The 19,921-nt window shown below is 46.1% G+C and carries 16 protein-coding genes; 12 read left to right on the top strand and 4 right to left on the bottom strand.

Going from position 1 to position 19,921, the window contains the following annotated elements; all coding sequences use genetic code 11:
* Positions 1-133 precede the first annotated feature (133 nt).
* The 4 genes from recN to barA form a co-directional block, all read right to left on the bottom strand.
* Positions 134-1,792: a DNA repair protein RecN gene (gene recN / locus K0H61_RS04655; protein ID WP_220051587.1), complete on the bottom strand. Its 1,659-nt coding sequence runs from the start codon at positions 1,790-1,792 to the stop codon at positions 134-136.
* A gap of 128 nt (positions 1,793-1,920) precedes the next feature.
* A complete protein-coding gene (locus K0H61_RS04660) occupies positions 1,921-2,883 on the bottom strand; it encodes an AEC family transporter (RefSeq protein WP_220051588.1) in 963 nt (320 codons plus the stop codon).
* A gap of 289 nt (positions 2,884-3,172) precedes the next feature.
* Positions 3,173-3,772, bottom strand: coding sequence for a YjaG family protein (locus K0H61_RS04665; RefSeq protein ID WP_220051589.1), 600 nt, complete (start codon positions 3,770-3,772; stop codon positions 3,173-3,175).
* Entirely contained in the window at positions 3,765-6,551 is a 2,787-nt protein-coding gene (gene barA / locus K0H61_RS04670; RefSeq protein ID WP_220051590.1) for a two-component sensor histidine kinase BarA, read from the bottom strand. The genes K0H61_RS04665 and barA overlap by 8 nt, the downstream gene beginning before the upstream one ends.
* A gap of 101 nt (positions 6,552-6,652) precedes the next feature.
* Between barA and rlmD the strand changes: the two genes are divergently transcribed.
* The 12 genes from rlmD to K0H61_RS04730 all read left to right on the top strand — a co-directional run bounded on the left by rlmD (position 6,653) and on the right by K0H61_RS04730 (position 19,865).
* Positions 6,653-8,020: a 23S rRNA (uracil(1939)-C(5))-methyltransferase RlmD gene (gene rlmD, locus K0H61_RS04675; protein ID WP_220051591.1), complete on the top strand. Its 1,368-nt coding sequence runs from the start codon at positions 6,653-6,655 to the stop codon at positions 8,018-8,020.
* 210 nt (positions 8,021-8,230) lie between these two features.
* On the top strand, positions 8,231-10,438 hold the full coding sequence (relA, locus tag K0H61_RS04680; protein WP_220051592.1) for a GTP diphosphokinase: 2,208 nt from the start codon (positions 8,231-8,233) through the stop codon (positions 10,436-10,438).
* A gap of 128 nt (positions 10,439-10,566) precedes the next feature.
* Entirely contained in the window at positions 10,567-11,463 is an 897-nt protein-coding gene (gene mazG / locus K0H61_RS04685) for a nucleoside triphosphate pyrophosphohydrolase (protein WP_220051593.1), read from the top strand.
* Between the two features lie 116 nt (positions 11,464-11,579).
* A complete protein-coding gene (pyrG, locus tag K0H61_RS04690; RefSeq protein ID WP_220051594.1) occupies positions 11,580-13,220 on the top strand; it encodes a CTP synthase in 1,641 nt (546 codons plus the stop codon).
* 210 nt (positions 13,221-13,430) lie between these two features.
* Positions 13,431-14,726, top strand: coding sequence for a phosphopyruvate hydratase (eno, locus tag K0H61_RS04695; RefSeq protein WP_220051595.1), 1,296 nt, complete (start codon positions 13,431-13,433; stop codon positions 14,724-14,726).
* A gap of 98 nt (positions 14,727-14,824) precedes the next feature.
* Positions 14,825-15,124 (top strand): cell division protein FtsB, encoded by a 300-nt coding sequence (gene ftsB, locus K0H61_RS04700; RefSeq protein WP_220051596.1) that lies wholly within the window; start codon positions 14,825-14,827, stop codon positions 15,122-15,124.
* Positions 15,125-15,133: 9 nt separating this feature from the next.
* Positions 15,134-15,886, top strand: a complete 753-nt coding sequence (ispD, locus tag K0H61_RS04705; RefSeq protein WP_220051597.1) for a 2-C-methyl-D-erythritol 4-phosphate cytidylyltransferase — start codon at positions 15,134-15,136, stop codon at positions 15,884-15,886.
* A 42-nt stretch (positions 15,887-15,928) separates the two neighbouring features.
* Positions 15,929-16,411 (top strand): 2-C-methyl-D-erythritol 2,4-cyclodiphosphate synthase, encoded by a 483-nt coding sequence (gene ispF / locus K0H61_RS04710; RefSeq protein WP_220051598.1) that lies wholly within the window; start codon positions 15,929-15,931, stop codon positions 16,409-16,411.
* A 35-nt stretch (positions 16,412-16,446) separates the two neighbouring features.
* Positions 16,447-17,535 carry a tRNA pseudouridine(13) synthase TruD gene (gene truD, locus K0H61_RS04715; protein ID WP_220051599.1) on the top strand — a complete coding sequence of 363 codons (1,089 nt, stop codon included), beginning with the start codon at positions 16,447-16,449 and terminating at the stop codon, positions 17,533-17,535.
* Complete coding sequence (gene surE, locus K0H61_RS04720) at positions 17,532-18,281, top strand: 5'/3'-nucleotidase SurE (RefSeq protein WP_220051600.1); 750 nt, start codon at positions 17,532-17,534, stop codon at positions 18,279-18,281. The genes truD and surE overlap by 4 nt, the downstream gene beginning before the upstream one ends.
* Entirely contained in the window at positions 18,278-18,913 is a 636-nt protein-coding gene (locus K0H61_RS04725; RefSeq protein ID WP_220051601.1) for a protein-L-isoaspartate(D-aspartate) O-methyltransferase, read from the top strand. Before surE ends, K0H61_RS04725 begins: the two co-directional genes overlap by 4 nt.
* 58 nt (positions 18,914-18,971) lie before the next feature.
* The gene (locus K0H61_RS04730) at positions 18,972-19,865 is read left to right on the top strand and encodes a peptidoglycan DD-metalloendopeptidase family protein (RefSeq protein ID WP_220051602.1); all 894 of its coding nucleotides are present in this window, start codon (positions 18,972-18,974) and stop codon (positions 19,863-19,865) included.
* Positions 19,866-19,921: the final 56 nt, after the last annotated feature.

Genomic DNA, 19,921 nt, shown 5'->3' on the forward strand with positions numbered 1-19,921 from the left:
CCATTATTAATTTAAAGCTGCTTATAAAATACCTTATATAGTGACAGAAGGTAAAATGCCCTTGTTCAAGTTTACACGATGAAAATATTCGAGAGTGAATTTGAACAAGGGGTAAGATATTTATCTTATTTTACTATTGTAGTAGCTCTCGTGCGTTGGCTAAGGTGTTACTAGTGATGGTATCTCCGCCCAATAATCTGGCGAGTTCTTGGATCCGCTGTTCCCTATCGAGTGCCATCATTGTCGTTTCAGTACTACCCGCCTTGTTAAATTTATTAACAAACATATGCTGATGACCATTTCCCGCAACTTGGGGTAAGTGAGTCACACATAGCACCTGCGTAGACTCCCCTAAGCTACGCAGCATGCGTCCCACTACGGCTGCGGTAGGACCTGAAATTCCAACATCCACTTCGTCAAAAATCAGTGTCGGTGTTGAAACTTTTTTTGCGGTAATGACTTGAATACCTAAACCAATACGCGACAATTCCCCGCCTGATGCTACGCGGGAGATAGGTTGAAGTGGTTGACCTGGGTTTGTTGTTACTAAAAATTCCACATGGTCACTGCCATTAACTGACATAGCGTTAGGATTAAAACTCACTTCGATAGTGAACTTGCCCTTAGGCATATTTAACTCGTGGATAGATTGAGTTACAAGCTTATCGAGTTCCTTAGCGTAACGTGAACGGCTTTGGCTTAACTTCTGTGCATTTGTAAAATAGCTGACTTTACTGGCTTCGACCTGTTGCTGAATTTCTTCTAGCTTGGTTTCATCGTCATCGAGGGTTGTAAGCTCGGTTTTCAATGCTAAGTGATGTTCAGCCAGTTTTTCAGGACTAACATGGTGCTTACGAGCCAGTTGCATTGCCTTTGATAGACGTTCTTCAAGGTAGGCAAAATGCGCTGGGTCGAGTTCTAACTTACTCAAGTAATGCTGCAGCTCTCCAGCGCTTTCCTGTACTTGGATAAGGGCCTCATTGAGCATAGTGCTGACATTGCTTAGGGCTGGATCATATTCCTGTAGATTATCTGTAAGAGAGGTGACCTTATTGAGCAATGACTCTATCGTGCTGTCGTCACCTTCGGTAAGTAGATATAGGCTAGCCTGGCAGGTATCCACTAATTCGGAGCCATTAGCTAAGCGTTTATGCTCCTGTTCTATCTCCTCGAATTCGCCCAATTTCAGGTCGAACTCATCTAGCTCTTCTACTTGATATTGCAGTAGTTGCTTACGGGCAATGCGCTCCTGCTGTGAAGCTTCGAGTTGTCTCAGTTCAGCTTCAATTTGTTTACAGCGCTGGTAACTTGCTGCGACGGTATCAAGTAGTATTTTATGGTTGGCATAACTGTCTAAAAGAGTGAGTTGATGCTCGCTCTTGAGCATGGCATGGTGCGCATGTTGACCGTGGATGCCGACTAATAGTTGCCCAAGCATTTTGAGTTGGGTCAGCGGTACGGGATTACCGTTAATATAGGCGCGTGAGCGGCCATCATTGCCAATAGTACGGCGCAGTATGCACTCCTCATCAAGCTCGAGATCGTTATCCTCTAACCAGCGTTTAGCCAGTGGTACATCCTCTAAAGAGAATCGGGCACTGACTTCCGTTTTGCTAGCGCCAGGCCTAACGCTGCTGGCGTCGGCTCGATTGCCAAGGCATAAACCTAAGGCGTCGATGGCAATAGATTTACCCGCGCCGGTTTCACCCGTAATACTGGTCATGCCGGGACGGAAATCCAGCTCGAGAAAACGTACGATAGCGAAGTTATTGATGCTGAGTTGGCAAAGCATAGTGCATTCCTGTCGAAAAATATACCAAACCACTGTATTGATAAACAGTATATACTGAATTTATATACAGTAAAGTGGGGCTGGCGAATAATCATCAGTCCATGAAATATAAAATCACAACAATATGTTTACGCTAGTTTTTTTATTAATTCATCGAGAAGGGGTAAGCTTATAAAACTGACTAGGGTGCCAAAAAGTATGCCCTGTGCACTACTGGATGCTTTGGTGTCGTATCGTTGGGCGAGCAGATACACACTTGCCGCAGTGGGGAGAGCGCTTAAAATCACACCCATCATCAGGTAATCGCCGCTGACACCGAAGGTCTTGAGCAAGAGATAAACCAGTAGTGGCAGCAAAAACAGCTTCAGAAAGTTAATCAGGCTAAGTTCGAGTAGCTGTTTTGCGTTAAGGAGCGGGGAATCTTTCTGATAGCGCATGGCCTTAGCGAGCACCATGCCTATGGCAAACAATGCACATGGGCTGGAAGTATTGCCAATTTGCTGCGTCATCATTACGACACTGTCTGGTAGTGTGATACCTAGCGCTGAAATCATGACGCCTATTAAGCAGCCTAAAACAATAGGGTTTTTACTCACAGCTAGTAACATGATAACAGGCGCAGAATGTTTTCTTTGGCTGTTAGTGGCTAATTCTAAACTCACTAAGGCGACGGCGAACATCAACACCGAAAGTAAGCTTGCGATGGCCGCCGCTACAAGAGCACTTTGTTTGCCAGGAAACAGAATGATTAACAGCGGTATACCAATAAAGGCGGTATTGCCAAAGGTGGTATTTAGCGCCCTGATCGCGGCGATGCCAGTTTTTTTAGGTTCAACGGCTAAGGACAACCCAAAGCAAATCAGGTAGACAATAATTAACCCAATACCATAACCACCAATAAATCCCCACTGTAGGATTTCATCTAAGGGTTGTCTGGCTAATGAAATCAGTAATATGGCAGGGAAAGCAATATAGTAAACATACTGATTTAATATATGGTCGGTGTCCGCTGGGAGTAATTTTAGTCTTTGGACAAGGGCGCCCAATAACATGATCCCGAAGACGGCAAACAGAGGGGTTAATATCGTCATGCCCTCACTCATCCTTTTATGCTCGGCTAGCTGATACTGTAATCGACAACAATAGGAGTTATTGCGCTGTATTTACAGCAAATTAACACAGTTTGGCCATGAGAAGCTATTAAGCTATGGTCGTAGTTTGGCGGTTTTTAAAGTTTAAAACACAGTATCGTTCTGAAATCTATCCCAATGATTACAGTCTTTATCAGGAGTGAAAGGAAGGAATTGTGTTCAGTGGCGGAAAACTCCGCCACTCATGTTCATAGTGTTCGCTTTAGGCCGTTAATATTGGACCGTTAAATTAGGCCATGCTGATGCCAATATTCGACACACCGGCTGCAATTAAATCCTTACGTAGGCCTTTCACAAGCTCTGCAGTAATTTTGGGATTTTCTTCAATGATTTCTAAGAGGGAGTTTTGCAGCTCGCGCTCTTCTTCCATGACTTCATGGGAGAACACAAAGTCATCTAATGCTTCATCGGTGAGTTCAACATCACAGATTGTTTCAATGTAATTAGCCACAGTGCTTGAGGATAACTTACTGATGTTAGTGATATCTTCCTCAATGTCCCCTTGTATAGCACCGAGTAAGGTTGAAAGTGCTACAACAGCATCCATAGCAGGGTATACACCGTAGGAGTCAAAGTCTGCGGGTTCTGGGGTGTTATCCTCTAGACGTTGCAGATGGACATCGATATTAAATTTAAGCTTAATGTCGTACTGGGATTGCCATAAAAGCTCAAGCACTGTGCTTAATACCGTTGGGTCACCAAACTCACAAACCTCTGAAAACAGTTGATAGTTAGGTAACATGCGTTGACAAAGGGCGATGGCGAAGAGTTTCTTTTGAGGTAATTCTAACGCCTTTAACCGCTTAAAAAAGCCCGTTTTTTTAGTCATTTGTTATTTCCGCTGATAGCTGGGATAGCACTTGTTTTGCCGCCGATTCTACCTTAGTTAACTCATCAAGTAACTCTAGTATTTCAGGTTCGAGATCTTCAACACGCCCATTACGCTTTAATGCTAACTCAATTTCTTGGCACAGACGTTGAGTTGTTGGGACACCACAGTAGCAGCTTGCGCCATGAAGTTTATGAATAATATTGAGCATGCCTTGATGATCGCTTCGAGCTAACGCGGTTTCGATTGTTTCAACCGTTTGTGGCAGCGAGTTAATGAGCATTTGCAACATATCCAGTGCCAAATCTTGTTTATTATTGGCTTGGCTGAGGCAGAGTTCCCAATTCAGAGTATGTAGATCAAAATGGGTAAATTTAGGTTTAGTGACCCAGCGATGGATAACATCCTTTAACGCATCTTCATCGATAGGTTTTGGCAAATAACCATCCATGCCACTTCCCAGAATCAGTTCACGTTCCTCAGCAATGGCGTGGGCGGTGACGGCAATAATAGGGGTATTTCGATTGATTGAATCTTGACGGATTTTTTTCGTTGCACTGATGCCGTCGGTACCCGGCATTTGAATATCCATAAAAATCAGATCGAAGTTGTGTTCCTTAGCTTGTTTGATCGCTTCTTCACCGCTGTTTACCGCGGTAACATTTGTCACTAGTTCATTAAGTAGAGTGTCGATGAGTTTTAGGTTGGCAAAGTTGTCATCGACAGCCAACACATGGATTGGGATACGCTCTGATGGAGGTAGAAGAGTGGCGGCAGGTGTAATGCCATAATCCATCGGTGGATAGAGCATGTTTCGTGCGAGTTGGTGCTCTCCTACGGGTAAGTTAATCACCACGTCGGCGTTAGGGCGAATAAATTGCAAAGCCTCTTGTTGCTGACAATCAAATAGTACAATAAGGCATTCTGTTTTTTGCTTAGCAAGATTCAGGGTGCTGATCAATTGATTGATATCATTAAATCCATGGCAACTTATCAGCATATAGTTGTAAACATTTTCTGTGGTAGCCAAGGTGGTCAGCAGATTGGCAATATGCTGATGGTGGGTAACTTTAGTTTCCCAAAGGTTCAGTTGACGACTCAAAACCGAATGGGAAAGTACCCTAGGTTCATAGAATAGAACGCTCTTGTCCTTGAGTTTTTCAAGGGGGAGTGAGTCACCAATTTGGAATTGTCCAAGGCCTAAAGGCAGGGTAAACCAGAAGTTAGAGCCTTTGCCCACGGTGGAGGTAAAACCAATCTGTCCACCCATCTGGTTCACTAAGCGTTTGGTAATGACAAGCCCAAGGCCTGTGCCACCGAATCGACGGGAAATAGAAGAGTCGGCCTGACCGAAAGCTTGGAACAAATAATCCTGTTGATTGTCATCGATACCAATCCCGGTATCGACAATATCGCAGCGCAGCACGACTTCTTCATCGGATTGGGCCTGTAAATCTAATTTCACCAGTACGCTGCCTGCATCGGTAAACTTAATGGCGTTTCCGACGAGGTTATTGATGATCTGACACACTCGAATAGCATCGCCATTGACGTTATCGGGCACATTGGGGGCAATATCGATAACCAGTTCAAGTCCTTTGTTTTGGGCGCTGCCTGAGATGAGAGTAATGGTTTCACTTAATGTTTCCCTCAAACCGAAGGGCATATTCTCAAGCACCATTTTGCCCGCTTCGAGTTTTGAGAAGTCTAAAATGTCGTTGATGATAGCTAGCAGGTTATTGGCGCTACGTTCAATGGTGTTGATGTAGTCGATTTGGCTCGAATGAAGGGGGGTTTTCACTAACTGGCGTGCAAAACCTATCACCCCATTGAGCGGGGTGCGAAGTTCGTGGGACATATTGGCCAAGAACTCAGATTTAATTCGACTGGCTTCTAGGGCGCGCTTTTTCGCAAGATCTAACTCTACGTTTTGAATTTCAATTTGCTCCAAGGTTTCCCGCAGATCCGAGGTCGCTTGGTCGATATTTTGTTGCATTTCATCGTGATATTCCGACAGGGAACTTGCCATCGCATTAATCCCCCGCTTAAGCAGATCCAGTTCACCAATCAGATTGCCATCGAGTCTGGCATCAAGCTTCCCCTCACGGATTTTCGCCACCACGCGCACCATTTCTGTGATGGGCTGGGTGACGTTTTTTACTAAGCGGAAGGTGAACAGCAAGTTTAATTGCACACCGATCAACACAATAATAAAGGCTGCTACAGCAACTCTATGTTGTTCCAGTAGTGCCTTTTCTTTATTGATGATAATAGAAATATACCCCAGCATTTCACCATTATCGGTTTGAATATCGTAATTGACGGGGGCAGCTCCCTTGGGGGGGATATTGGCAAAAATGGGAGAACGTAAAATTAAACTGTCGCCAACATGTTCAATTTCGGTTTTATGCAGGTTATTAAGCGCCTCTTTGTAGCGCATGATTTCGAAATCTTTGTGGTAATGCGAGGTAACAAATAGCTGATTTTTAATGTCAAAAATGGCGATGGACTTAACGAGCGGAGATTTGCTTAATTGCGCTGCAGCAAGTAGCCGTTTTGTAGCTTCTCTATTATTGGCGACCAGTCCCACTTCACTGGCAATCGCCAAGGGCTCGATAATATTACTTCCTTGTTCAATCAAGGTATCTTCGAGTTCATAGAAGCGATTTATGGTAAAGTAGCTACCAAGTAGAATACCGACTAAGATCGTCGGCGCGAGCGCCAGTACTAGAACCCAGGAACGTAAGCTGTATTTGGTCATGTTGTTGACTGGGTTCATAAAGCTATGCGGTTTCCTAAGATCTAGGGACGTAGTTAATGATATAAGACTGCCAGAAACAAGGCGGTCTTTACCAGTTTTTTATTGAGTTAGAGGCCGAAATGGCACAATTTTTTAAAGCAAAACCAAACAGTTCCAAACAGTTGTCCGCCAAGCAGTCATTCAATGTGACGCAACTTGATCATTTAGGGGCAGGTATAGCACAACATGAGGGTAAAGTCGTGTTTATCCCAGGTGCCCTGCCTAATGAAACCGTGCAGGCCCAATTGGTTGAACAGAAAAAGAATTATGCTCGCGCTAAATTAATTAAAGTCGAAACAAAAAGTGCAGAAAGGGTCGAGCCCCTTTGCCCCCATTATCACTCCTGCGGTGGTTGTGACTTACAGCATATGTCGCTAGATGGGCAGCGTGAGCACAAATCCGCAGCGCTTGTTGATATCATGGCTAAATTTGCCGGTGCCGAAGGTAACTTGGCTCCAGCACTAGCCAGTGAGGGGTGGCATTATCGTCGCCGAGCAAGATTAGCGACGCTTTTCGATAAAAACACTAAGCAGTTAAGCCTTGGTTTTCGTGCATCAGCAAGCAGTAAAGTCGTGCCAATTAGCCAATGTTTGGTGCTTGCCAAACCGCTATCGGATTTAATCACGCCTTTTGCCAAATTGCTCAATCAATTAGCGGCTAAATCAAGCCTTGGTCACTTAGAACTTATTGATGCCGATAATGGCCATTTTGCGGTGCTTCGTATTACTAAGCCATTAAACGGTAAAGATATTGCTAAGCTTGGCCAATTTGCCGAGCAGCATGATATTCGTATCTGTTTACAGGATAACGAAGGTGTCTTCCACGGCGTGCGTGGTGAGACTAACGATACCTTAGTGATGCCTGAATATCAGTTGCTAGATACGGATGGGGCTCAACCTGAGCAAGCCGTGACACTTCAATTCACACCAGGAAACTTCGTGCAAGTGAATGCCGAGATTAACAAGGCGATGGTTGAGCAGGCGATGGCGTGGTTAAATCCTATCAAGGGCGAGCGTATCCTCGATCTGTTCTGTGGTATGGGTAATTTCAGTCTGCCATTAGCCCAAATGGGCGCCGATGTGATTGGGGTTGAGGGCGTAGCAGACATGGTGAGTCAAGCCCGGGTTAATGCGAAAGCTAATGGTTTAAACACGTTAACCTTCTTTCACGCCGACTTAAGTTCCGATTTATCCGCTGAGCCTTGGCTGGGTAAGATTGATAAATTATTGCTCGACCCTGCCCGTGCTGGTGCATTTGAGAGTTTACAGTGGCTGAAAAAAATGAAACCGCGTAGCGTAGTTTACGTGTCCTGTAATCCTGCCAGTCTTGCCCGTGACAGTGCTGTGTTGTTGGATCGGGGTTACAAGTTACAAAAGCTAGGTTTAATTGATATGTTCCCGCAGACCCATCACATTGAAGCGATGGCATTATTTGAACTGAGCAAATAACGGCGTAATTGCGTAGCTTTCATAGGTACTGTGGTCTAAGTCATGACTTAAGGCATGGCGTACTGAGGTGGAAAGTAAGCAAAGCGTTTGAATAACGTAAAAATTACCATTATTGAGCGTAATGGGTTTGACAAGCTCGTATCAATGCTGATGATTGGATAATCGATGTGGTGCCACTCTTTTTGAGCACATAAAAGGAAATTTATTAAGATGGTCTCTGTTCGCGAAGCGCACTTTAATGATCCCGATTTTCATATTGAAGATTGGGTGGCTCGCTATGTTAGTCAGGCCGAAGATGCACAAACCTTACTTGCGTTGATTGCAGAGGTTGATGCGTTGCCGGCAAAGAGCCCCGCTGCGAAAAGAGAACTCCTAGAACGCGCCCGCGAGATGATTGAAATTCTTGCGCCCTTAAATATGGACCTTGAAACGCTTCAGGCTGCTATCTTGTTTGTGGTGTTTGAAGAAGGCCTGTTAACTGAAGAAGTCATCCAAGAGAAATTCGGTGAGCCACTTGCCCGTTTGGTTGCAAGCGTTGTCACCATGGATGCGATCGGTGCCTTAAAAATCAATCCCAATAGCCGCTCCACCGAGCCGCAAATCGATAATATCCGCCGAATGCTGCTGGCGATGGTTGAAGATGTGCGCGCTGTGGTAATTAAACTTGCCGAAAGGGTGTGTTTGCTACGGGCGGTGAAAAATGCCGATGAAGAAACGCGGGTACTGCTTGCGCGCGAAATCGCTGATATATATGCGCCGCTGGCCAACCGTTTAGGTATCGGGCAATTAAAGTGGGAATTAGAGGATATTTCCTTCCGCTATTTACACCCAGATATCTATAAGGACATTGCGAAACAATTAGATGGCAAGCGCTTAGATCGCGAAGTCTTTATTGAAAAGTTCGTTAATCAGTTACAGCAACGCCTCGATGAAGATCATATTCGTGCCAAAGTATATGGCCGCCCTAAACACATCTACAGCATTTGGCGTAAGATGAAGGGTAAACACCTCAAATTCGATGAGCTGTTTGATGTGCGAGCAGTACGGATTGTGACCGAGCGTCTGCAGGATTGCTACGGTGCGCTGGGTGTGGTGCACACCCTTTGGCACCATATTCCCCGTGAGTTTGACGACTATGTCGCTAACCCTAAACCTAATGGTTATCAGTCCATTCATACCGTTGTAGTGGGGCCAGAGGGCAAAACCGTCGAAATCCAAATTCGTACCCAAGATATGCATGAGGATGCAGAGCTTGGGGTTGCTGCCCACTGGAAATACAAGGAAGGTAATCATTCTGGTAAACAGAGCGGTTACGAAGAAAAAATCAATTGGCTGCGTAAAATTCTGCAGTGGCAGGAAGATGTGGTCGAAAGCGGTAACTTGGTCGAAGAGGTTAGAAGCCAAGTCTTTGAAGACCGTGTTTATGTATTTACCCCAAGCGGTGAGGTGGTCGACCTGCCACTAGGCTCAACCGTGCTTGACTTTGCCTATTACATCCATTCCCAAGTGGGGCATAAATGTATTGGCGCTAAGGTCGATGGTCGTATCGTACCCTTTACCTATCAGGTAGAAACGGGGGAGCGCATCGAGATTATCACCTCGAAACACCCGAATCCTAAACGCGACTGGTTAAACCCTAACCTAGGTTATATCCGCACCTCCCGGGCGCGCTCTAAAATCCAACATTGGTTTAAACAGCAGGACCGTGATAAAAATATTATTGCTGGTAAGGAGATGCTGGAGACCGAGCTTGCTCGGGTGAGCCTTAAAATTAAAGATGCCGCCATTGCCGTTGAACGTTTTAATATGGCGAGTATGGATGACCTTTTAGCCGCGATTGGTGGCGGTGATGTGCGTTTGCATCAGGTAGTTAATCATATTCAAAGTAAACTTCGCCTCGATGAAGCGAGCGAAGAAGATGCGGTCGAAGAATTAGTTAAAAAGAGCCATGCTAAATCTGGCACTATCAGTCGTGGTCAGGTTGAGGTTAATGGCGTCGGTAACTTATTGAGTCATATTGCCCGTTGCTGCCAGCCTGTACCTGGGGATGAGATTTTAGGCTTTATCACAAAGGGGCGGGGGATTTCGGTGCACCGCTCCGACTGTGAGCAGGTCAAAGAGCTGATGCGGGTTCACCCTGAGCGTGGTGTTGACGTGGTTTGGGGCGAAAACTACTCCGGCGGTTATCGTATGCGCCTGCGAGTATTAGCCCATGATCGCAGTGGTCTTTTGCGGGACTTAACCTCCGTTTTGGCCGCAGAGAAATCTAACGTGTTAGCCATGAGCTCATCTTCGGATATCAAGAATCAGACCGCGGCAATCGAGCTTGAACTTGAGCTGTATAACTTAGATGGTTTATCGCGTGTGCTATCTAAGTTGTCGCAGGTTGATAGCGTTATAGAGGCGCGCAGGCTCTAGCTTTGGGCGTTAAATTAAGCTTTTGGCCTGGTAAATTTGAATTGAAATAAAGTAAATAATAAAAGGCGGTGGGCGAGTTTCGCCGCCGCCTTTTTCTATTCATTCTTTTTGCAGAGAAGGATATAGCAATGACTTCACCCAAAAAACCTTCAGAGCCATTAGCTTTAAGGGCTTTTGAGTCTGAAGTAACAACTTCAATTGATATGGCGCCGCTGCTTAAGATCATGGAGAAGCTGCGCGATCCTAAAACGGGTTGTCCCTGGGATAAGGCGCAAACCTATCAAACCATAGTGCCTTTTACCCTCGAAGAGGCCTATGAGGTGGCCGATACCATTGAGCGATTGGCCATTGATGAACTACCAGACGAACTCGGGGATTTGCTGTTTCAAATCGTATTTTATTGTCAGATTGGGAAAGAGCAGGGCAAATTCGATTTTGGCACTGTGATAGATAAAATTACCGACAAGCTGACCCGCCGCCATCCCCATGTATTTGGTGAGTTATCCCTTGAGGGGGCTTCAGCGAGTCAGCAAGTCAAGGCCAATTGGGAAGCGATAAAAGCGGCCGAGCGTGAACAGAAGGCCTTAGCTGATAATTCGGAATATCAATCAGCATCGCAGGTGTCTGTTTTAGATAATATTCCTCGTTCGCTTCCTGCGCTTTCACGCTCTATCAAAATTCAGCAGCGCGTTGCCCGTGTGGGATTTGATTGGCCAGAGCTTGAACCTGTCGTTGCCAAGATTCAAGAAGAGATTGAAGAAGTGCTGCATGAGGTGAATCAGCCCCAGGTCGACCAAGCGAAAGTACAGGCCGAAATGGGGGACCTATTGTTTGCTGTGGTGAATCTTGCACGTCATTTAAAACTGGAGCCCGAGCAAGCATTACGCCAAGCTAACCTAAAATTTGAGCGCCGTTTTAAGGGCGTGGAGACGCTTGCCTTTGAAAATGGTAAGGCGCTCGATGAGTATTCCCTTGAGGAATTAGACGGTTTTTGGGAACGCGTAAAGCTTATTGAGCCAAGATAAAGGGCAAAATATCGGGATTGGTGTTTGTCGAATGGCGCCAGCTTTGGTATACTACTGCCCCGTCCTAGTGCTTTCTTACAAGCACGTATTTTCAAACTCATTTTCTCAGGTTCAGCATGACTACAAGGTATATCTTCGTTACTGGTGGCGTGGTTTCATCACTAGGTAAAGGCATTGCAGCCGCTTCATTAGCCGCAATTTTAGAGGCCCGTGGTCTCAATGTAACCATTATGAAACTGGACCCATACATTAACGTTGATCCAGGTACCATGAGCCCAACGCAACATGGTGAAGTGTTTGTGACTGAGGACGGTGCAGAAACAGACTTAGACTTAGGCCACTATGAGCGTTTCATCCGCACAAAGATGAACCGTCGTAACAACTTCACAACCGGTCGTATCTACGAGGAAGTGTTGCGTAAAGAGCGCCGTGGTGACTACTTAGGTGCCACCATTCAGGTGATCCCACACATCACTAACGCGATTAAAGAAAAAGTGATTGCCGGCGGCGAAGGTCACGATGTGGCTATTGTTGAAATCGGCGGTACTGTGGGGGATATCGAATCATTGCCTTTCTTAGAGTCAATCCGCCAATTAGGTGTTGAGCTAGGCCGTGATCGTACCCTGTTTATGCATTTAACCTTAGTGCCATTCCTAGGCGCTGCTGGCGAAGTTAAAACTAAGCCAACTCAGCATTCTGTTAAAGAATTACGTTCAATCGGTATTGCGCCAGACGTATTGATCTGCCGTGGTGACCGCGCAATCCCAGCAAATGAGCGCGCTAAGATTTCGTTATTCTGTAACGTTGAAGAACGTGCAGTTATCTCTCTGAAAGACGTAGACAGCATCTATAAGATCCCAGCGTTGCTGCGCTCACAGGGCTTAGATGAGCTAGTGTGTAAGCGTTTCGGTTTAGATTGCCGTGAAGCCGATCTGTCCGAGTGGGAAAACGTGATTTACCAAGAAGCCAATCCAAACGGTGAAGTTGTCATCGGTATGGTAGGTAAATACATTGAATTACCCGATGCTTATAAGTCTGTTAACGAAGCATTAAAACACGCGGGTCTTAAGAACCGTGTGTCTGTGACCATCAAGTACATCGATTCACAAACCGTTGAAGCGAAAGGCGATGAAGTGCTTGAAGGCTTAGACGGTATCTTAGTGCCAGGTGGTTTTGGTGAGCGCGGTGTTGAAGGTAAGATTCTTGCTGCTAAATACGCCCGTGAAAACAAACTGCCATACTTCGGTATCTGTTTGGGTATGCAAGTGGCGTTAATCGAATTTGCCCGTCACGTTGCTGGCATGACTGATGCGCACTCAACTGAATTCAATAAAGAAACACCATTCCCTGTGGTTGGCTTAATCACTGAGTGGGTTGACGAAGAAGGTAACTTAGAGCAACGCCATGAAGCATCTGACTTAGGCGGCACTATGCGTTTAGGCGCGCAGTTATGCCATCTGCTAGAAGGCTCTAAAGCGGCGATTGCTTACAAAGGTAATACTTGTGTTGAGCGTCACCGTCACCGTTATGAAGTGAACAACAAATACAAAGAGCGTTTAGAACAAGCGGGTCTTGTGTTCAGCGGTTTATCTTCAGATCGCAAACTGGTTGAGATGATCGAAATTAAAGATCACCCATGGTTTGTTGCTGGTCAATTCCACCCAGAATTCACCTCAACACCACGTGATGGTCATCCATTATTCGAAGGTTTCGTTGCCGCAGCAAGTGCTCACCAAAAACGTGACCTGAATAAGTAATATTTGAGGCCGGCCCCAAGACATTGGAGCCGGCCTTTTGTTACACTCGCGCCTCTCAATTAACACTAAGAACTCATACCCATGGGAATAAACGCCGGACGTTTAGTGGGAATAGGTAAATGGAATTAAACATTTTAGTCGTGCTCTACATTCGTTCATTCCGATAGGTATTGGTTTTTCTTTTCTTTTTAAACTTAAATCGAGGGTAATATGGCTAAGATTATTAACGTGATTGGTCGCGAGATCATGGATTCTCGTGGTAACCCAACTGTTGAAGCCGAAGTACATTTAGAAGGCGGTTTTGTGGGTATGGCTGCTGCACCGTCTGGAGCATCAACTGGTAGCCGTGAAGCGCTCGAGCTGCGTGATGGCGACAAGAGCCGTTACTTAGGTAAAGGTGTATTAACGGCGGTTGCTAACGTTAACGGTCCAATCCGCACTGCATTAGTGGGTAAAGATGCGACTGCTCAAGCAGAGCTTGATCAGATCATGATTGATTTAGACGGTACTGAAAACAAAGACAAGTTAGGCGCAAACGCGATTCTGGCTGTGTCTTTAGCTGCGGCTAAAGCAGCTGCTGCATCAAAGGGTATCCCATTATACGCACACATCGCTGAGTTAAACGGTACCCCTGGCCAATATACTATGCCAGTGCCAATGATGAACATCCTAAACGGTGGTGAACACGCGGATAACAACGTGGATATCCAAGAGTTCATGGTGCAACCGGTTAGCGCTAAGTCTTTCCGTGAAGCACTGCGTATGGGGGCAGAAATTTTCCATTCGCTGAAGAAAGTGTTGCACGGTAAAGGTCTAAGCACATCAGTGGGTGACGAAGGTGGTTTCGCACCAAATCTGTCTTCAAACGCTGATGCATTAGCGGTAATCAAAGAAGCTGTTGAATTAGCAGGTTACAAGCTGGGCACCGATGTGACGCTGGCACTGGACTGTGCCGCTTCCGAGTTCTACAAAGACGGTAAATATGACTTGTCTGGCGAAGGCAAAGTTTTCGACTCAAACGGTTTCTCTGACTTCCTGAAATCTTTAACTGAGCAATATCCAATCGTATCTATCGAAGACGGTCTGGATGAGTCAGATTGGGATGGCTGGGCATACCAAACTAAGCTCATGGGCGACAAAATCCAATTAGTGGGCGACGATTTGTTCGTTACTAACACTAAGATTTTAACCCGTGGTATTGAGAATGGCATTGCTAACTCAATCCTGATCAAGTTCAACCAAATTGGTTCATTAACTGAAACTTTAGCCGCTATCCGCATGGCAAAAGCGGCGGGTTACACTGCCGTTATTTCTCACCGCAGTGGTGAAACCGAAGACGCCACAATCGCTGATTTAGCGGTAGGTACTGCGGCAGGCCAAATTAAAACGGGTTCACTGTGCCGTTCTGACCGTGTTGCTAAGTACAACCAATTGCTGCGTATCGAAGAGCAATTAGGTGAAAAAGCCCCTTACCGCGGTTTGAAAGAAATCAAAGGTCAGGCGTAATTTAGCCTTTCGATGTAAAAAGGCCACCACTCGGTGGCCTTTTTTGTTGTACTATCTGCGCTATATATTGTTAATCCCATTACTGACTTGATTCCGCCATGAAATTTTTTGTACTTGCATTGGTTGTGTTACTCGGTTTACTGCAATACCGCCTATGGACGGGTGATAACAGCCTGCCCGAATACTTTGTGCTACAAAAACAGATTGCCGCCCAGCAGGAGGGGAACGCCAAGCTTGATGAACGCAATCAAGTACTCAAAGAAGAGATTATTGACCTCAAGAGCGGTACTGAAGCGATTGAGGAGCGGGCTCGTAACGAGCTTGGCATGGTCAAAGAGGGCGAGACCTTCTACCGTGTGGTCGGTGGTGAGCGTTCCGCTCCGAGTCAGGCACAGTAAAGGGCAACTATGGATAGTATTTTAGCGGTTGCGCCGCAATCGAATGCCGAGTCGAGTCATCAATCAGAATCAGTTCTTGCTTCTGTCGTTGCTATTGTTCCCGCTGCGGGCATCGGCAGTCGTATGGGGGCTAGCAAGCCTAAACAGTATTTGGAGCTCTTGGGTCAAAGTATTCTGGCCCACACCTTAGACAAATTATTATCACACCAGCAGATTTCCCTGGTGATTGTGGCTTTGCATCCTGAGGATGACATTTTCGCCTCTTTACCTCAGGCTAGTCATCCAAAATTAACCACAGTGATTGGTGGTGGGGAGCGTGCCGATTCGGTATTAGCGGCACTCGCTAAGGCGCCTGTGGATTCCTGGGCCTTGGTTCACGATGCGGCAAGACCCTGCTTGGCCGTAACTGATATCGACAAGCTGCTCACATCGAGATCGCAGTTTCCCCAAGGCGCTATTTTGGCTATGCCAGTGAGGGACACCATGAAGCGCTCGAACGGTGCAGGGGAAATTCAAACAACAGTGTGCCGTGACAATCTTTGGCATGCGTTAACACCGCAGTTATTTCCGACTGCGGTGCTTAAATTACACCTAGAGGGAGCGTTAGCTGCCGGTGCAGTTGTCACCGACGAGGCTTCGGCGATGGAATGGGCGGGGATTTCACCCGGATTAGTGGCAGGCCGTGCCGACAATATCAAGGTTACTCATCCCGATGATCTTGAATTGGCTGAACTCTTTTTAATGCGCGCCCAAACCAAATAATGGTTATGTCCGTAGCGCAATGTAACAGTTAGGAAATACAAGATGAAAATCCGAATTGGTCATGGTTTTGATGTCCATAAATTTGGTGAAAACCGCCCACTCATTCTGTGCGGTGTAGAAGTCCCCTATGAGACAGGTCTAGTGGCGCATTCAGACGGCGATGTGGTACTGCATGCCATTTCCGATGCGATTTTAGGGGCACTTGCCCTAGGCGATATCGGTAAGCATTTCCCAGATACCGATGTTGCCTATAAAGGCGCTGACAGCCGAGTCTTACTGCGTCACTGCTATGCACTTGCCAGAGCAAAAGGCTATGAGCTAGGCAATCTTGATGTGACCATTATTGCCCAAGCACCAAAAATGGCACCGCATATTGAGGCGATGCGTCACGTGTTGGCGGCGGATCTCACTTCGGATATCGACGATATTAACGTCAAAGCCACCACCACTGAAAAGCTAGGCTTTACTGGCCGTAAGGAAGGTATTGCAGTTGAAGCGGTAGTATTACTTAACCGTCCTGCTTAAGCCCCAAGTGTTTAACCAAAGAGATTCATTATTCCATGAGCGAATTACATTACCTATATGGCAAACCTGCGGGCACTGCGGACTTAAGAACCTTCAATAGCGATTTTATCGTGAAGGAAATTTTGCCCTTTAGCCCAACTGGCGAAGGTGAGCACCATTTAGTGCATATCCGTAAAGATGGACTTAACACAGTTCAAGTGGCGGAGATGCTGGCAAAATTTGCCAAGGTGCATCCTAAGGAAGTGACCTTTGCGGGGCAAAAGGATAAAAATGCCGTTACTGAGCAGTGGTTTGGTATTCGCATTCCGGGTAAAGAAACCCCTGCATGGGCGGAGTTGAACAGCGAGCGCTTAACCATACTCTCCAGTAGCCGCCACAGCAAAAAGCTACGTACGGGGGCACTCCTTGGTAACCGTTTTATTCTGACGCTACGAAATGTCAGCGATATGGACGATATCATCAATCGAATCGAAAAAGTCAGCCAAGTGGGAGTGCCGAATTATTTTGGTGAACAGCGTTTTGGCCATGATGGTAAAAACCTGGTAATGGGACGCCAAATGCTGGCGGGTAAGAAGGTAAAAGATCGCAATAAGCGCAGCATGTACCTGTCTGCCGTTCGCTCTAATCTGTTCAACACAGTCGTGTCCTACCGTTTGGCGAATCATGGCACTAAGCCGCTAGCGGGTGATTGCGTGATGCTTGCTGGCAGTAAGAGCTTTTTTGTGACACCAGAGTGGGATTTGGTGGTATTAAAGCGTTTGATTGAAAAAGACATCCAATTATCAGCGCCGCTCTGGGGGCGTGGTAAAGCCTTACCAGAAGGTGAGGCGGCAGAAGTCGAAACCAAGGCGATGGCCGAGCTTACCGAAGACTGCTACGGCCTAGAGCATGCGGGGCTTGATCAGGAACGTCGTCCATTACTCCTCGAACCTCAAGGGCTTAAGTACGAAAAAACTGAAGATGGTTTAGTACTCGATTTTATTCTCCCTGCGGGCAGCTTTGCGACATCTTTGCTGCGTGAATTAGTGAACTATCAGGATGTGACTGAGCTTAGATGGCTTGAAAAGCAAAATGCCCAGGAAACACAGAATATCCAGGAGCCTCAGGATGAGGCTCAGTCATGATCCGCATTCTTGTCAGTAACGATGATGGTGTTACCGCACCTGGCATAAAGGCGCTAACCGAAGCTTTAAGCGAAATTGCCAGTGTGGTTACCGTTGCCCCGGATCGAAATTGTTCTGGGGCCAGTAATTCTTTAACCTTGACTAACCCATTAAGAATTAATAGGTTAGAAAATGGCTATATTGCAGTGAATGGCACACCTACCGATTGTGTTCATTTAGCGGTTCGCGAATTGTGTGATGGTGAGCCGGATATGGTGGTGTCGGGGATTAATGCTGGGGCGAATATGGGGGACGATACCTTGTATTCGGGCACGGTTGCGGCCGCAATGGAAGGACGCTTTTTGGGTTTTCCTGCGGTGGCGATTTCGCTTAATGGCAAGGAGCTTAAGCACTACGACAGCGCTGCTGTATACGCACGCCGAATCGTACAAGGTTTACTTGCCCATCCGATTGCTAGCGATCAGATCCTCAATATTAATGTGCCCGATTTGCCACTTGAGCAAATTAAAGGGATTAAAGTGACGCGCCTCGGTGCCCGCCATAAGGCCGAAGGCATTGTACGAACGCAAGATCCGGCTGGCCGTGAGATATTTTGGTTAGGCCCACCGGGGGCGGAGCAGGATGCGTCAGAAGGTACTGACTTTTATGCGGTGGCCAATAGTTATGTGTCGATAACACCGTTAACAGTTGATTTAACGGCTTATAAACAGCTATCGGATTTGCAAAATTGGGTAGATAAAATATGACTCGAGTTGCTTTAACATCGGCGGTTAATTTAGCTAAAAAGCTTTATGATGCGGGGATCCGCAATCAAGCCGTTCTTAAGGCCATCTCAGTTACCCCCCGTGAAATGTTTTTAGATAATGCCTTAGCCCACAAGGCGTATGAGAATACTGCGCTACCAATAGGGCAGGGGCAAACTATTTCCCAACCCTATATTGTTGCTCGTATGACGGAATTGTTACTCCAGCATCAACCTAAAAGGGTGCTTGAGGTGGGGACTGGGTCGGGTTATCAGGCGGCGATTTTGGCGCAATTAGTGCCAGAATTATGCACAGTAGAGCGCATTAAAGCACTGCAAATACAGGCTCGCCAGCGGCTAAAACGTTTGGATTTACATAATGTGTCATTCAAATATGGTGATGGTTGGCAGGGGTGGCCAAATCGGGGGCCATTTGATGCCATCATGGTGACGGCGGCTGCGGCTAAGGTGCCTGAGGCGTTGTTATCCCAATTAGACTTTGGTGGGGTATTGATTATTCCGGTGGGTGAAGAAACGCAGCAATTGATACGTATCACTCGCCACGCAGACAGATTCGGCTCTGAAATGATTGAGACCGTAAAGTTTGTCCCACTCGTTAATGGTGAATTGGCCTAGTAGGGGTTCTTTTCGTATTTGGTAAGCCTGAGTTACCCAATAAAAGGAGTTTGTTGTTTTGAACCTAGGTTTACTCATAAACCTTAGTTTATTCTTTTTGCTTGCGGGCTGTAGCTTTCAGGCGAGCAAACCTGCACCTGTCGAATCCCTTTCCCATCAATATTCTAAGCAGAACAAAGGCCATTTTACGGCTAATACTTACACCGTAAAAAAAGGTGACACACTTTATTCTATCTCTTGGGCAGCGGGTAAAGATTACGCTGAAATTGCCAAAATTAATCAACTAGATAAATCGTTTACTATTTATCCTGGTCAGATTTTATACCTTTCACATGGATCAAAATCTTCTCAACCCAAATCTACAACTTTAGGTGGATTTAATTCTGCCAATAAAGCTGGAGAACGCAGCAATACTATTGAAAAACAATCGGATAATAGCGATTTATCCACTAGTTTAGCTACCTCTGAGCAGCAGAAAAAAACACTTGATCCCAAACTCAAGCCTGCGTATTCTGCAACAAGCTCTCAACAAAATGTAACCCCTTCGATCATCGTTCCAACGTCAACACTGCCAGACAGTGTCGCGATGTGGCAATGGCCAGTAAGAGGTAAATTGATTGGGACATATTCTGCTAATGAGCAGGGAAATAAAGGTATTAAGATCGCTGGAAATCGCGGAGATATCATCAAAGCTGCTGCTGATGGGCGGGTGGTATACGCAGGAAGTGCGCTTAGGGGGTATGGTAATTTAGTCATTATTAAACACAGTGACGATTACCTTAGTGCCTATGCTCACGCAGATCAGATCTTGGTCGAAGAAAAGCAACAGGTTGCCGCTGGTCAGCCCGTTGCCAAAATGGGCAGTACAGGTACTAATCAGGTCATGTTGCGGTTTGAAATCCGCTACCACGGTCAGTCTGTTAACCCACTTGATTATTTACCTAAACAATAATCGTTTAGGGCCAATTTGGCATGGAGGAAATTAAATTGCAGTAGTTTAGAAGTTTA

Origin of the sequence: Shewanella acanthi (genome assembly GCF_019457475.1) — a bacterium.
In the GTDB taxonomy this organism is placed as follows: Bacteria; Pseudomonadota; Gammaproteobacteria; order Enterobacterales; family Shewanellaceae; genus Shewanella; species Shewanella acanthi.

What these genes read in the sequence shown, in the direction of transcription:
- K0H61_RS04665 (WP_220051589.1), bottom strand. Translation starts at nt 3,772, where the DNA reads ATGACTAAAAAAACGGGCTTTTTTAAGCGGTTAAAGGCGTTAGAATTA.
- mazG (WP_220051593.1), top strand. Translation starts at nt 10,567, where the DNA reads ATGACTTCACCCAAAAAACCTTCAGAGCCATTAGCTTTAAGGGCTTTT.
- truD (WP_220051599.1), top strand. Translation starts at nt 16,447, where the DNA reads ATGAGCGAATTACATTACCTATATGGCAAACCTGCGGGCACTGCGGAC.
- pyrG (WP_220051594.1), top strand. Translation starts at nt 11,580, where the DNA reads ATGACTACAAGGTATATCTTCGTTACTGGTGGCGTGGTTTCATCACTA.
- recN (WP_220051587.1), bottom strand. Translation starts at nt 1,792, where the DNA reads ATGCTTTGCCAACTCAGCATCAATAACTTCGCTATCGTACGTTTTCTC.
- rlmD (WP_220051591.1), top strand. Translation starts at nt 6,653, where the DNA reads ATGGCACAATTTTTTAAAGCAAAACCAAACAGTTCCAAACAGTTGTCC.
- surE (WP_220051600.1), top strand. Translation starts at nt 17,532, where the DNA reads ATGATCCGCATTCTTGTCAGTAACGATGATGGTGTTACCGCACCTGGC.
- ispD (WP_220051597.1), top strand. Translation starts at nt 15,134, where the DNA reads ATGGATAGTATTTTAGCGGTTGCGCCGCAATCGAATGCCGAGTCGAGT.
- relA (WP_220051592.1), top strand. Translation starts at nt 8,231, where the DNA reads ATGGTCTCTGTTCGCGAAGCGCACTTTAATGATCCCGATTTTCATATT.
- eno (WP_220051595.1), top strand. Translation starts at nt 13,431, where the DNA reads ATGGCTAAGATTATTAACGTGATTGGTCGCGAGATCATGGATTCTCGT.
- ftsB (WP_220051596.1), top strand. Translation starts at nt 14,825, where the DNA reads ATGAAATTTTTTGTACTTGCATTGGTTGTGTTACTCGGTTTACTGCAA.
- ispF (WP_220051598.1), top strand. Translation starts at nt 15,929, where the DNA reads ATGAAAATCCGAATTGGTCATGGTTTTGATGTCCATAAATTTGGTGAA.
- barA (WP_220051590.1), bottom strand. Translation starts at nt 6,551, where the DNA reads ATGAACCCAGTCAACAACATGACCAAATACAGCTTACGTTCCTGGGTT.
- K0H61_RS04725 (WP_220051601.1), top strand. Translation starts at nt 18,278, where the DNA reads ATGACTCGAGTTGCTTTAACATCGGCGGTTAATTTAGCTAAAAAGCTT.
- K0H61_RS04660 (WP_220051588.1), bottom strand. Translation starts at nt 2,883, where the DNA reads ATGACGATATTAACCCCTCTGTTTGCCGTCTTCGGGATCATGTTATTG.